Raw genomic sequence first — 13,179 nt, 5'->3', positions numbered from 1 at the left:
AATATGATGATTTTTATGAGTAATTATCGCACCACGCTCATTTTAAATGCAAATCTTTGATCCATCTCAGAGGATTGGTCAAAGTTTGGCCTTTCATCTCGTGCAAAAAATGCGTAATATACGCCGCCTTGCAGTCACAGTATGGTCATTTCTTAACTCATGCGCATCGGACAATATCAGCTCAGAAATCGCCTGATCGCAGCGCCCATGGCTGGCATTACAGACAGACCTTTTCGGACGTTGTGCTACGAGATGGGAGCCGGATTGACAGTATCCGAGATGATGTCTTCTAACCCACAGGTTTGGGAAAGCGACAAATCTCGTTTACGGATGGTGCACATTGATGAACCCGGTATTCGCACCGTGCAAATTGCTGGTAGCGATCCGAAAGAAATGGCAGATGCAGCACGTATTAACGTGGAAAGCGGTGCCCAGATTATTGATATCAATATGGGTTGCCCGGCTAAAAAAGTGAATCGCAAGCTCGCAGGTTCAGCCCTCTTGCAGTACCCGGATGTCGTTAAATCGATCCTTACCGAGGTCGTCAATGCAGTGGACGTTCCTGTTACCCTGAAGATTCGCACCGGCTGGGCACCGGAACACCGTAACTGCGAAGAGATTGCCCAACTGGCTGAAGACTGTGGCATTCAGGCTCTGACCATTCATGGCCGTACACGCGCCTGTTTGTTCAATGGAGAAGCTGAGTACGACAGTATTCGGGCAGTTAAGCAGAAAGTTTCCATTCCGGTTATCGCGAATGGCGACATTACTGACCCGCTTAAAGCCAGAGCTGTGCTCGACTATACAGGGGCGGATGCCCTGATGATAGGCCGCGCAGCTCAGGGAAGACCCTGGATCTTTCGGGAAATCCAGCATTATCTGGACACTGGGGAGTTGCTGCCCCCGCTGCCTTTGGCAGAGGTTAAGCGCTTGCTTTGCGCGCACGTTCGGGAACTGCATGACTTTTATGGTCCGGCAAAAGGGTACCGAATTGCACGTAAACACGTTTCCTGGTATCTCCAGGAACACGCTCCAAATGACCAGTTTCGGCGCACATTCAACGCCATTGAGGATGCCAGCGAACAGCTGGAGGCGTTGGAGGCATACTTCGAAAATTTTGCGTAAACAGAAATAAAGAGCTGACAGAACTATGTTCGAACAACGCGTAAATTCTGACGTACTGACCGTTTCTACCGTTAACTCTCAGGATCAGGTAACCCAAAAACCCCTGCGTGACTCGGTTAAACAGGCACTGAAGAACTATTTTGCTCAACTGAATGGTCAGGATGTGAATGACCTCTATGAGCTGGTACTGGCTGAAGTAGAACAGCCCCTGTTGGACATGGTGATGCAATACACCCGTGGTAACCAGACCCGTGCTGCGCTGATGATGGGCATCAACCGTGGTACGCTGCGTAAAAAATTGAAAAAATACGGCATGAACTAATTCAGGTTAGCTAAATGCTTGATTAAAAAGGCGCTACTCGGCATGGGGAAGCGCCTTTTTTATAGGTGTCACAAAGGGAGTGACCATGAGAACAGGATGTGAACCGACCCGGTTTGGTAATGAAGCTAAGACCATTATTCACGGTGATGCCCTTGCCGAACTTAAAAAGCTACCTACTGAAAGCGTCGATCTGATCTTTGCCGACCCACCGTATAACATCGGTAAAAATTTTGATGGTCTGATCGAAGCCTGGAAAGAAGATCTGTTTATCGACTGGCTGTTTGAAGTGATTGCAGAGTGCCACCGCGTTCTGAAAAAGCAGGGCAGCATGTACATTATGAACAGTACGGAAAACATGCCCTTTATCGATCTCCAGTGCCGCAAGCTTTTTACCATCAAAAGTCGCATCGTCTGGTCATATGACAGTTCTGGAGTACAGGCGAAAAAACACTACGGCTCCATGTACGAACCCATCCTGATGATGGTGAAAGACGCAAAGAACTACACATTCAACGGTGATGCTATTCTGGTAGAAGCCAAAACCGGATCGCAGCGCGCGTTGATCGATTATCGCAAAAATCCTCCACAGCCATACAATCATCAAAAAGTACCGGGTAACGTCTGGGATTTTCCGCGCGTGCGTTATTTAATGGATGAATATGAGAACCACCCGACGCAAAAACCGGAAGCCTTACTGAAACGCATTATTCTCGCCTCTTCCAACCCAGGCGATATCGTTCTCGACCCGTTTGCCGGTAGCTTTACTACCGGTGCCGTAGCCATCGCCAGCGGACGAAAATTCATTGGTATTGAGATCAACAGCGAGTACATCAAAATGGGGCTTCGACGGCTGGATGTCGCGTCGCATTACTCCGCGGAAGAACTGGCGAAAGTGAAAAAAAGAAAGACGGGCAACCGGTCAAAACGATGCCGGGTTAGCGAAGTTGACCCCGATCTCATTGCAAAGTAAAGGAAGTGTAAGCCTGGTTTTCAGATTATTCATTTCGTGTATATTTCCTGCCAGACTTGGTTAAACATGCACAGGCTCAGGTAATGATTCGCAAGTATTGGTGGCTCGTCGTTTTCGCTGTCTTCGTTTTTCTGTTTGATACTTTACTGATGCAGTGGATTGAACTGCTGGCAACAGAAACAGACAAATGCCGTAATATGAACTCAGTTAATCCACTAAAACTGGTTAACTGTGACGAACTGAATTTTCAGGACAGAATGTGAATTTACATGACACTTAATTCATTCGTTTGATGAATTAATTTCGTTATGTTTTCATCTGGCATGAACATTCTTAATACGTTATCGACCAGCGCGGGTGCTTGTTTATAAAGATCATAACCCGCCATATTCATTAACCAGTTTTGAACAATTCCGCTGAAGGCACCATCAATAATAATCATCACAACATCTAAATCGAGGTTATTTGCTACACAACCTTGTTGCTGACACGCCTGCAATACTTCGCGGAGAGTCTGCGGATTAAAGCCCATCTTTTCGCGTATCACTCCCTCGGCCAGCATCTCATCATTAAATTCACATTTGTGATATAAGATTTTCAGCAACGCCTGCTGGCGGGGAATTTTGGCAATATATTGCAAGCCGACAATCAATTTTTCACGCAATTGTTGAAACGGGTCATGCTCTAATCCAGCCGTCAAGTGTTCCTGGATTAACTCCCGCAATGAAGGCTGTTGCAACCACATCTCATTAAACAGTTGGGTCTTGTTCTCGAAGTGCCAGTAGATAGCGCCACGCGTAACGTTAGCGGCATCGGCAATGTCGTTGAGCGTCGTCTTGCTTACGCCATGTTGCGCAAACTGGGCGATGGCAGTTTCAATCAGTTCTTGCCGGGTCTTCAGAGCTTCGGCTTTGGTTCTTTTTGCCATGATTAATTATTCAGGAAATAAATATATTCGACACAGGGTGAGAAAATATCGAAGGTTAATCTATCATCTAATGTGTATTTATACGAGAGGGTAACATTGAGTTGCTATAAATCGTCAAATAAATAATATATATTATTTACCTAAAATACATTCGCCACATGAATATATATTTCAATTTACGAGATTTTAATTCTGCCTCTTTCAACCCGCGTCAAAATAAAACAGTAGAATATTAATCTTTTTTGTGTTTATGTGCCTTGAGACGCCAGTATTCATAACTATTCCTTACATCGACGAATGATAATTTGTAGGATAGCAAACTGTATTTTTCTTTCTGCGAGTTAACGCGTTGCCTTTCTGGGTAAATAACGCGCTTTTGGTTTTTTGAGGAATAGTAATGACGAAACATGCCAGGTTTTTCCTCCTGCCCTCCTTTATTCTGATCTCCGCGGCTTTAATCGCCGGTTGTAACGATAAGGGAGAAGAGAAAGCTCACGTCGGTGAACCGCAGGTTACCGTTCATATTGTGAAAACGGCCCCGTTAGAAGTTAAGACTGAATTACCAGGCCGCACCAATGCTTACCGTATAGCCGAAGTTCGCCCACAGGTTAGCGGGATCGTACTGAATCGTAATTTCACTGAAGGCAGCGATGTACAAGCAGGCCAGTCCCTGTACCAGATCGATCCCGCGACCTATCAGGCAAATTATGACAGCGCGAAAGGCGAACTGGCGAAAAGTGAAGCCGCCGCCGCCATCGCGCATTTGACGGTAAAACGTTACGTTCCGCTCGTGGGTACGAAATACATCAGCCAGCAGGAGTACGACCAGGCCATTGCTGATGCTCGCCAGGCCGATGCCGCCGTGATTGCCGCAAAAGCCACAGTCGAAAGCGCTCGCATCAATCTCGCTTATACCAAAGTGACTGCGCCAATTAGCGGACGTATCGGCAAATCGACCGTGACCGAAGGCGCTCTTGTCACTAATGGGCAAACGACTGAACTGGCGACTGTCCAGCAGCTCGATCCTATCTACGTTGATGTGACCCAATCCAGCAACGATTTTATGAGGCTGAAGCAATCCGTAGAGCAAGGAAATTTGCATAAGGAAAACGCCACCAGCAACGTAGAGTTGGTCATGGAAAACGGTCAAACCTATCCCCTGAAAGGTACGCTGCAATTCTCTGATGTGACCGTTGATGAAAGCACCGGCTCCATAACCCTACGTGCTGTCTTCCCTAACCCGCAACATACGCTTTTGCCGGGTATGTTTGTGCGTGCACGGATTGATGAAGGCGTCCAACCTGACGCCATTCTTATCCCGCAACAAGGCGTTAGCCGCACACCGCGTGGTGATGCAACCGTGCTGATTGTTAACGATAAAAGTCAGGTGGAAGCGCGCCCTGTCGTTGCCAGTCAGGCGATTGGCGATAAATGGTTGATTAGCGAAGGTCTGAAATCTGGCGATCAAGTCATTGTCAGCGGCCTGCAAAAAGCGCGTCCGGGAGAGCAGGTTAAAGCCACTACCGATACCCCCGCAGATACTGCATCGAAGTAAGGTAATCTGACATGGCAAACTTTTTTATTCGACGACCGATATTTGCATGGGTGCTGGCCATTATTCTGATGATGGCGGGCGCACTGGCGATCCTACAATTGCCCGTCGCTCAGTATCCAACCATTGCACCGCCTGCGGTTTCTGTTTCGGCAAACTATCCAGGTGCTGATGCGCAGACCGTGCAGGATACGGTGACGCAGGTTATCGAACAGAATATGAATGGTATCGATAACCTGATGTATATGTCCTCCACCAGCGATTCCGCCGGTAGCGTGACAATTACCCTTACCTTCCAGTCCGGGACCGATCCTGATATCGCGCAAGTGCAGGTGCAGAACAAACTCCAGCTCGCCACGCCGTTGCTGCCGCAGGAAGTTCAGCAGCAGGGGATCAGTGTTGAAAAGTCCAGTAGCAGCTATTTGATGGTGGCGGGCTTTGTCTCTGATAACCCAGACACCACACAGGACGATATCTCGGACTATGTGGCTTCTAACGTTAAAGATACGCTTAGCCGTCTGAATGGCGTCGGTGACGTACAGCTTTTCGGCGCACAGTATGCGATGCGTATCTGGCTGGACGCCGATCTGCTAAACAAATATAAACTGACACCGGTTGATGTGATTAACCAGTTGAAGGTACAGAACGATCAGATCGCTGCCGGACAGTTGGGCGGAACGCCAGCGTTACCAGGGCAACAGTTGAATGCCTCGATTATTGCTCAGACGCGGTTAAAAAATCCGGAAGAATTCGGCAAAGTGACCCTGCGCGTAAACAGTGACGGCTCGGTGGTGCGTCTGAAAGATGTCGCACGGGTTGAACTTGGCGGTGAAAACTATAACGTTATCGCTCGCATCAACGGAAAACCGGCGGCGGGCCTGGGGATTAAGCTGGCAACCGGCGCGAATGCTCTCGATACCGCGAAAGCCATTAAGGCAAAACTGGCGGAATTACAGCCATTCTTCCCGCAGGGAATGAAGGTTCTCTACCCTTATGACACCACGCCATTCGTCCAGCTTTCTATTCACGAAGTGGTAAAAACGCTGTTCGAAGCCATTATGCTGGTGTTCCTGGTGATGTATCTGTTCTTGCAGAATATGCGAGCAACGCTGATCCCCACCATTGCGGTACCCGTGGTGTTGTTAGGGACGTTTGCCATCCTCGCCGCTTTTGGTTACTCCATCAACACACTAACGATGTTCGGGATGGTGCTTGCCATCGGGCTGCTCGTCGATGATGCGATAGTGGTGGTGGAGAACGTCGAGCGCGTGATGATGGAGGATAAGCTCCCGCCAAAAGAAGCGACGGAAAAATCAATGTCGCAAATTCAGGGCGCACTGGTGGGTATCGCGATGGTGCTGTCAGCGGTATTTATTCCGATGGCATTCTTCGGCGGTTCTACTGGGGCAATTTATCGCCAGTTCTCTATCACCATCGTTTCGGCAATGGCGCTTTCTGTTCTGGTGGCATTGATTCTTACCCCTGCGTTATGTGCAACGCTGCTTAAACCCGTCTCTGCTGAGCATCACGAAAATAAGGGCGGTTTCTTCGGCTGGTTTAATACCACCTTCGATCATAGCGTTAACCACTACACCAACAGCGTCGGCAAAATCCTCGGTTCCACAGGACGATATTTACTGATCTATGCGCTGATTGTTGCAGGAATGGTGGTGTTGTTTTTACGTCTTCCGTCTTCCTTCTTACCTGAAGAGGATCAGGGTGTCTTTCTGACCATGATTCAGTTACCCGCTGGCGCGACGCAAGAGCGGACGCAAAAAGTGTTGGATCAAGTGACGGATTACTATCTGAAAAACGAGAAAGCGAACGTTGAAAGTGTCTTTACGGTTAACGGCTTTAGCTTCAGCGGCCAGGCACAAAACGCCGGTATGGCCTTCGTCAGTCTGAAACCGTGGGAAGAGCGTAATGGTGATGAAAACAGTGCGGAAGCGGTAATCCATCGTGCCAAAATGGAATTGGGCAAGATCCGCGACGGTTTTGTCATTCCATTCAATATGCCAGCCATTGTTGAACTGGGCACGGCAACGGGTTTCGACTTTGAGTTAATTGATCAGGCTGGGCTGGGTCACGATGCCCTAACCCAGGCCCGTAACCAGTTGCTTGGTATGGCTGCGCAACATCCTGCCAGCTTAGTCAGCGTGCGTCCTAATGGCCTGGAAGACACCGCGCAGTTTAAACTGGAAGTTGACCAGGAAAAGGCGCAGGCATTAGGTGTTTCACTTTCTGACATCAATCAGACCATTTCAACGGCGCTGGGTGGGACTTACGTTAACGACTTCATCGACCGTGGTCGTGTGAAAAAGGTGTATGTTCAGGCGGATGCCAAATTCCGTATGCTGCCAGAAGATGTCGATAAACTTTATGTCCGCAGCGCCAACGGCGAAATGGTGCCATTCTCTGCCTTTACCACTTCACATTGGGTGTATGGCTCTCCGCGACTGGAACGCTACAACGGTCTGCCGTCAATGGAGATTCAGGGGGAAGCCGCGCCAGGAACCAGTTCCGGCGATGCCATGGCGTTGATGGAAAACCTTGCGTCAAAATTACCTGCGGGCATTGGTTATGACTGGACGGGTATGTCGTATCAGGAACGCTTATCGGGAAACCAGGCTCCCGCTCTGGTAGCAATTTCCTTTGTGGTTGTTTTCCTGTGCCTTGCTGCACTCTATGAAAGCTGGTCAATTCCTGTCTCGGTTATGTTGGTCGTGCCGTTAGGGATTGTCGGCGTGCTGCTGGCGGCGACACTCTTTAATCAAAAAAATGACGTCTACTTTATGGTGGGCTTGCTAACGACAATTGGCTTGTCGGCCAAAAACGCTATTTTGATTGTTGAGTTCGCTAAAGATCTCATGGAGAAAGAGGGTAAAGGTGTTGTTGAAGCGACACTGATGGCAGTACGTATGCGTCTGCGTCCTATCCTGATGACCTCTCTCGCCTTTATTCTCGGCGTATTACCGCTAGCTATCAGTAACGGTGCCGGCAGTGGCGCGCAGAACGCAGTGGGTATCGGGGTAATGGGAGGAATGGTCTCTGCAACGTTGCTGGCAATCTTCTTCGTACCGGTGTTCTTTGTGGTGATCCGCCGTTGCTTTAAAGGATAAATCTGAAACATAAAGGCGCTTTCGGGTGCCTTTGTTATTTTCAGTGAAACCCATAAAAATTAATAAGATATTCTTTTGCTCACTCTTTAAAAGCTTTCTATAGTTCCCGCTCCCTTCACTATTTTTACAATTCACATAATTTGTCATTATTCATTCCGCAAGATTTATAACCTCCGGTGATAAAATGGCATTCAGCTCGTTAATAAGAGAGTTAACTTATTAAACGTTAGCGTTTATTACTGAGGTAACACCATGAAAAGATTAATTCCTGTGGCATTGCTCACCGCATTGCTGGCGGGCTGTGCTCACGATTCGCCCTGCGTTCCGGTTTATGACGATCAGGGGCGTCTGGTTCACACCAATACCTGTATGAAAGGCACAACTCAGGATAACTGGGAAACGGCTGGAGCTATTGCTGGCGGAGCAGCAGCTGTTGCTGGCCTGACGATGGGGATCATCGCTCTGTCGAAATAACTGAACAGGGCGCGAAGTTTCGCGCTCTGTTTAACGATACAGTATCTTTACATAAGATAAAATATTGCTATATTCTGCTGGCTAATTCTCTGCTGATTTAGCATGTTATATCGCGTTATTTCGCTGCTTTCGAAATAACGCATCAATTTAACTTTCACACTTCTCACCAGAAATATACTCACGCTAACAATCATTATTCTGCTTAGTAAAACACGCGTAAATATTTTGCGCCAAAATGTGGCGCATGTTTCATTTTCGCACCATTGCGGGGCGCTGTTTTTATTATTTCCTGTCTACACTCAGCTTATTGCGACGCGAAATCGTGCGCAAAAGCTGGCACTACTTTTGCTTATAAGAGGATGGCCACAGACAGGTAAAAGACGTTTCCCAAACGTCCTATAACGATAATTTTCGCCTCACAGGAAGCATTATGAAAAAGATGATGATAGCCACACTGGCTGCCGCCAGCGTGCTGCTTGCCGTTGCAAATCAGGCGCATGCTGGCGCGACGCTTGATGCCGTACAGAAAAAAGGTTTTGTGCAATGCGGGATCAGTGATGGATTACCTGGGTTCTCTTATGCCGATGCTGACGGTAAATTTTCAGGTATTGATGTTGATATTTGTCGTGGTGTTGCCGCTGCTGTATTTGGTGACGACACGAAAGTGAAATATACCCCACTCACAGCAAAAGAACGCTTCACGGCTTTACAGTCAGGGGAAGTGGATTTGCTCTCCCGTAATACGACCTGGACTTCATCTCGCGACGCCGGGATGGGAATGGCATTTACTGGCGTCACTTATTACGACGGCATTGGCTTCCTGACGCACGATAAAGCGGGGCTAAAAAGCGCGAAAGAACTGGATGGCGCTACCGTCTGTATTCAGGCGGGTACTGATACCGAACTCAACGTTGCCGACTATTTCAAGGCAAACAATATGAAGTACACACCGGTGACTTTCGATCGCTCTGACGAATCAGCGAAGGCACTGGAATCTGGTCGCTGCGATACGCTGGCCTCGGATCAGTCGCAACTGTATGCCCTGCGCATCAAATTAAGCAACCCAGCTGAATGGATTGTCTTACCGGAGGTTATCTCTAAAGAACCGCTTGGGCCGGTAGTTCGTCGTGGCGATGATGAATGGTTCTCGATTGTACGCTGGACGCTTTTCGCCATGCTGAATGCTGAAGAGATGGGCATCAATTCCCAGAACGTTGATGAAAAAGCGGCTAATCCAGCAACGCCTGATATGGCACATCTGCTGGGTAAAGAAAGCGATTACGGCAAGGATCTGAAGTTGGATAATAAATGGGCCTATAACATCATCAAACAGGTGGGTAACTACTCGGAAATTTTTGAGCGTAACGTAGGTTCAGAAAGCCCGCTGAAAATTAAACGTGGGCAAAATAATCTCTGGAATAACGGCGGTATTCAGTACGCACCGCCCGTGCGTTAAGTCGGTGTGAGGTAACGAGCGTCGCGACGGCGGCGCTCTCTTCAGCGTTATGCTTTCCGAGGTTTCTATGTCTCATCGCCGCTCAACCGTTAAAGGCTCACTCTCCTTTGCCAACCCTACGGTTCGTGCCTGGTTATTCCAGATCCTTGCCGTTGTTGCTGTTGTCGGCATTGTTGGTTGGTTATTTCACAACACTGTAACGAATCTCAATAATCGTGGCATTACTTCAGGTTTTGCCTTTCTGGATCGCGGCGCTGGCTTCGGTATTGTCCAGCATTTGATCGATTACCAGCAGGGCGACACCTACGGACGCGTTTTTATTGTCGGCTTACTCAATACGCTACTGGTTTCTGCATTGTGTATTGTGTTCGCTTCTGTTTTGGGCTTCTTTATCGGTCTGGCGAGACTTTCGGATAACTGGCTGCTACGAAAGCTTTCCACAATTTATATTGAGATCTTCCGTAATATTCCCCCGCTGCTGCAAATCTTCTTCTGGTACTTTGCCGTGTTGCGCAATTTGCCCGGACCACGCCAGGCTGTGAGCGCGTTTGATCTGGCCTTTTTGAGCAATCGTGGGCTTTATATTCCGTCACCGCAGCTGGGAGACGGATTTATTGCGTTTATCCTGGCTGTTGTTATGGCTATAGTCCTTTCTGTTGGGCTATTCCGCTTTAATAAAACATACCAGATAAAGACCGGACAACTGCGCCGCACCTGGCCGATCGCCGCAGTGTTGATCATTGGTTTGCCTTTACTGGCGCAATGGCTTTTTGGCGCAGCACTACACTGGGATGTCCCAGCCCTACGAGGCTTTAACTTCCGCGGCGGGATGGTTTTAATTCCTGAACTGGCAGCCTTAACGCTGGCACTTTCGGTTTATACCTCTGCATTTATCGCCGAGATTATCCGCGCTGGGATCCAGGCAGTGCCTTATGGTCAACATGAAGCGGCTCGGTCACTGGGATTACCCAACCCGGTTACGCTACGCCAGGTCATTATTCCCCAGGCATTGCGGGTGATTATTCCACCGTTAACCAGCCAGTATCTCAACATCGTCAAAAACTCCTCTCTTGCCGCCGCTATTGGCTATCCCGATATGGTTTCGCTGTTTGCCGGCACCGTGCTGAATCAGACGGGGCAAGCCATCGAGACGATAGCCATGACCATGTCGGTCTATCTGATTATCAGCCTGACTATCTCGCTGCTGATGAATATCTATAACCGCCGCATCGCGATCGTTGAACGCTAAGGAGTCATGATGACAAAAGTATTGCTGTCTCATCCCCCGCGCCCGGCGAGCCATAACTCAAACCGCGCGATGGTGTGGGTGCGAAAAAATCTGTTCTCCAGCTGGAGCAATAGCCTGCTGACTATTGGCTGCATATGGTTGATGTGGGAACTGATCCCACCGTTGCTGAACTGGGCATTTTTGCAGGCTAACTGGGTTGGCTCAACGCGTGCCGACTGCACAAAAGCCGGTGCCTGTTGGGTCTTCATCCACGAACGATTTGGTCAGTTTATGTATGGGCTTTACCCACACGACCAACGCTGGCGAATTAACCTCGCATTACTGATTGGGCTTGTGTCGATCGCACCAATGTTCTGGAAAATACTCCCGCATCGCGGTCGCTATATTGCGGCCTGGGCGGTGATTTACCCACTGATTGTCTGGTGGCTGATGTATGGCGGTTTTTTTGCTCTTGAGCGGGTTGAAACCCGGCAATGGGGCGGGCTGACGCTAACTTTAATTATTGCATCAGTTGGGATTGCGGGGGCGCTACCGTGGGGGATCTTACTGGCGTTAGGTCGCCGCTCCCATATGCCGATTGTGCGTATCTTATCGGTCATTTTTATCGAGTTCTGGCGCGGCGTACCGTTGATTACCGTATTGTTTATGTCTTCGGTCATGCTGCCGTTGTTTATGGCAGAAGGCACCAGTATCGACAAACTGATCCGCGCGCTGGTTGGCGTGATCCTGTTTCAGTCAGCATATGTTGCGGAAGTCGTGCGAGGCGGATTACAGGCACTGCCTAAAGGGCAGTATGAAGCGGCAGAGTCGCTGGCGTTGGGTTACTGGAAAACTCAGGGGCTGGTTATTCTGCCACAGGCGTTGAAGCTGGTAATTCCTGGGCTGGTAAATACCATCATCGCACTCTTCAAAGATACCAGCCTGGTGATCATTATCGGGTTGTTCGATCTTTTCAGTAGCGTTCAGCAGGCAACCGTTGATCCCGCCTGGTTGGGTATGTCGACGGAAGGGTATGTTTTCGCCGCGCTGATCTACTGGATCTTCTGTTTCAGCATGTCGCGCTATAGCCAGCATCTGGAAAAACGTTTTAACACCGGGCGTACACCGCATTGAGGACACTATGAGCCAAATTTTACTGCAACCTGCTAACGCGATGATTACGCTGGAAAACGTCAATAAATGGTATGGACAATTCCATGTTTTGAAAAATATAAATTTAACCGTGCAACCGGGAGAACGGATCGTTCTGTGTGGCCCTTCAGGTTCCGGTAAATCGACAACCATTCGTTGTATTAATCATCTGGAAGAACATCAACAGGGACGGATCGTGGTAGATGGCATCGAACTTAATGAAGATATCCGCAATATTGAGCGCGTCAGGCAGGAAGTGGGAATGGTCTTTCAGCATTTCAATCTCTTCCCTCATCTGACCGTTCTACAGAACTGTACCCTGGCACCGATTTGGGTACGCAAGATGCCTAAGAAAGAGGCTGAAGATCTGGCGGTGCATTACCTCGAGCGGGTGAGAATTGCCGAACATGCGCATAAGTTTCCCGGACAGATTTCAGGTGGTCAGCAGCAACGCGTTGCCATTGCGCGTTCGCTGTGTATGAAGCCGAAAATTATGTTGTTTGATGAGCCAACGTCGGCGCTCGATCCTGAGATGGTGAAAGAGGTGCTGGATACGATGATTGGGCTGGCGCAGTCGGGTATGACAATGCTGTGTGTAACACATGAGATGGGGTTTGCACGAACCGTCGCTGACCGGGTGATTTTTATGGATCGTGGGGAGATAGTGGAACAAGCTGCACCTGATGAGTTTTTTGCGCATCCTAAATCAGAGCGTACGAGGGCATTTTTATCGCAGGTAATCCATTAATTGAATGTTAGTTCGAAAAGCAAAAAGGCCATCCTTTCGGATGGCCTTTCGCTTGATTTGATGTCTGGCAGTTTATGGCGGGCGTCCTGCCCGCCACCCTCCGGG

General features: G+C 48.8%; 12 protein-coding genes. 11 read left to right on the top strand and 1 reads right to left on the bottom strand.

What is annotated here, in order from left to right:
* Positions 1-159: 159 nt before the first annotated feature.
* The 4 genes from dusB (at position 160) to AB4H76_RS02955 (ending at position 2,680) form a co-directional block, all read left to right on the top strand.
* Positions 160-1,125, top strand: coding sequence for a tRNA dihydrouridine synthase DusB (gene dusB, locus AB4H76_RS02970; protein WP_001219652.1), 966 nt, complete (start codon positions 160-162; stop codon positions 1,123-1,125).
* Positions 1,126-1,150: 25 nt separating this feature from the next.
* Positions 1,151-1,447, top strand: a complete 297-nt coding sequence (gene fis / locus AB4H76_RS02965; RefSeq protein ID WP_000462905.1) for a DNA-binding transcriptional regulator Fis — start codon at positions 1,151-1,153, stop codon at positions 1,445-1,447.
* A gap of 85 nt (positions 1,448-1,532) precedes the next feature.
* Entirely contained in the window at positions 1,533-2,417 is an 885-nt protein-coding gene (yhdJ, locus tag AB4H76_RS02960) for an adenine-specific DNA-methyltransferase (RefSeq protein WP_001258917.1), read from the top strand.
* Between the two features lie 83 nt (positions 2,418-2,500).
* A complete protein-coding gene (locus tag AB4H76_RS02955; RefSeq protein WP_001295275.1) occupies positions 2,501-2,680 on the top strand; it encodes a DUF2556 family protein in 180 nt (59 codons plus the stop codon).
* Positions 2,681-2,682: 2 nt separating this feature from the next.
* Here the strand turns inward: AB4H76_RS02955 and acrS are convergent, their stop codons facing one another.
* Positions 2,683-3,345 (bottom strand): multidrug efflux transporter transcriptional repressor AcrS, encoded by a 663-nt coding sequence (gene acrS / locus AB4H76_RS02950; protein WP_001129518.1) that lies wholly within the window; start codon positions 3,343-3,345, stop codon positions 2,683-2,685.
* Positions 3,346-3,742: 397 nt separating this feature from the next.
* On the opposite strand from acrS, the gene acrE reads away from it, so the two are divergent.
* From acrE to AB4H76_RS02915, 7 genes are all read left to right on the top strand, one after another.
* A complete protein-coding gene (gene acrE / locus AB4H76_RS02945) occupies positions 3,743-4,900 on the top strand; it encodes a multidrug efflux RND transporter periplasmic adaptor subunit AcrE (protein ID WP_000160334.1) in 1,158 nt (385 codons plus the stop codon).
* 11 nt (positions 4,901-4,911) lie between these two features.
* Positions 4,912-8,016: a multidrug efflux RND transporter permease subunit AcrF gene (gene acrF, locus AB4H76_RS02940; protein ID WP_001273221.1), complete on the top strand. Its 3,105-nt coding sequence runs from the start codon at positions 4,912-4,914 to the stop codon at positions 8,014-8,016.
* Between the two features lie 252 nt (positions 8,017-8,268).
* Entirely contained in the window at positions 8,269-8,490 is a 222-nt protein-coding gene (locus AB4H76_RS02935) for a membrane protein (RefSeq protein WP_000825639.1), read from the top strand.
* 430 nt (positions 8,491-8,920) lie between these two features.
* Complete coding sequence (locus AB4H76_RS02930; RefSeq protein WP_077491994.1) at positions 8,921-9,946, top strand: amino acid ABC transporter substrate-binding protein; 1,026 nt, start codon at positions 8,921-8,923, stop codon at positions 9,944-9,946.
* A gap of 67 nt (positions 9,947-10,013) precedes the next feature.
* Positions 10,014-11,195 (top strand): amino acid ABC transporter permease, encoded by a 1,182-nt coding sequence (locus tag AB4H76_RS02925; RefSeq protein ID WP_000019655.1) that lies wholly within the window; start codon positions 10,014-10,016, stop codon positions 11,193-11,195.
* A gap of 9 nt (positions 11,196-11,204) precedes the next feature.
* On the top strand, positions 11,205-12,308 hold the full coding sequence (locus tag AB4H76_RS02920) for an amino acid ABC transporter permease (RefSeq protein ID WP_001301413.1): 1,104 nt from the start codon (positions 11,205-11,207) through the stop codon (positions 12,306-12,308).
* A 7-nt stretch (positions 12,309-12,315) separates the two neighbouring features.
* Entirely contained in the window at positions 12,316-13,074 is a 759-nt protein-coding gene (locus tag AB4H76_RS02915; RefSeq protein ID WP_000078349.1) for an amino acid ABC transporter ATP-binding protein, read from the top strand.
* The last annotated feature ends 105 nt before the right edge of the window (positions 13,075-13,179 follow it).

The organism is Escherichia sp. UTM R2 (genome assembly GCF_048593455.1).
In the GTDB taxonomy this organism is placed as follows: domain Bacteria; phylum Pseudomonadota; class Gammaproteobacteria; order Enterobacterales; family Enterobacteriaceae; genus Escherichia; species Escherichia coli.
Note: the sequence above shows the minus strand (reverse complement) of the source record. Positions and strands in the feature narration are given on the sequence as shown.

Bases quoted from the DNA above. Each gene is read 5' to 3' on its own strand.
- dusB (WP_001219652.1), top strand. From the start codon at position 160: ATGCGCATCGGACAATATCAGCTCAGAAATCGCCTGATCGCAGCGCCC.
- fis (WP_000462905.1), top strand. From the start codon at position 1,151: ATGTTCGAACAACGCGTAAATTCTGACGTACTGACCGTTTCTACCGTT.
- yhdJ (WP_001258917.1), top strand. From the start codon at position 1,533: ATGAGAACAGGATGTGAACCGACCCGGTTTGGTAATGAAGCTAAGACC.
- AB4H76_RS02955 (WP_001295275.1), top strand. From the start codon at position 2,501: ATGATTCGCAAGTATTGGTGGCTCGTCGTTTTCGCTGTCTTCGTTTTT.
- acrS (WP_001129518.1), bottom strand. From the start codon at position 3,345: ATGGCAAAAAGAACCAAAGCCGAAGCTCTGAAGACCCGGCAAGAACTG.
- acrE (WP_000160334.1), top strand. From the start codon at position 3,743: ATGACGAAACATGCCAGGTTTTTCCTCCTGCCCTCCTTTATTCTGATC.
- acrF (WP_001273221.1), top strand. From the start codon at position 4,912: ATGGCAAACTTTTTTATTCGACGACCGATATTTGCATGGGTGCTGGCC.
- AB4H76_RS02935 (WP_000825639.1), top strand. From the start codon at position 8,269: ATGAAAAGATTAATTCCTGTGGCATTGCTCACCGCATTGCTGGCGGGC.
- AB4H76_RS02930 (WP_077491994.1), top strand. From the start codon at position 8,921: ATGAAAAAGATGATGATAGCCACACTGGCTGCCGCCAGCGTGCTGCTT.
- AB4H76_RS02925 (WP_000019655.1), top strand. From the start codon at position 10,014: ATGTCTCATCGCCGCTCAACCGTTAAAGGCTCACTCTCCTTTGCCAAC.
- AB4H76_RS02920 (WP_001301413.1), top strand. From the start codon at position 11,205: ATGACAAAAGTATTGCTGTCTCATCCCCCGCGCCCGGCGAGCCATAAC.
- AB4H76_RS02915 (WP_000078349.1), top strand. From the start codon at position 12,316: ATGAGCCAAATTTTACTGCAACCTGCTAACGCGATGATTACGCTGGAA.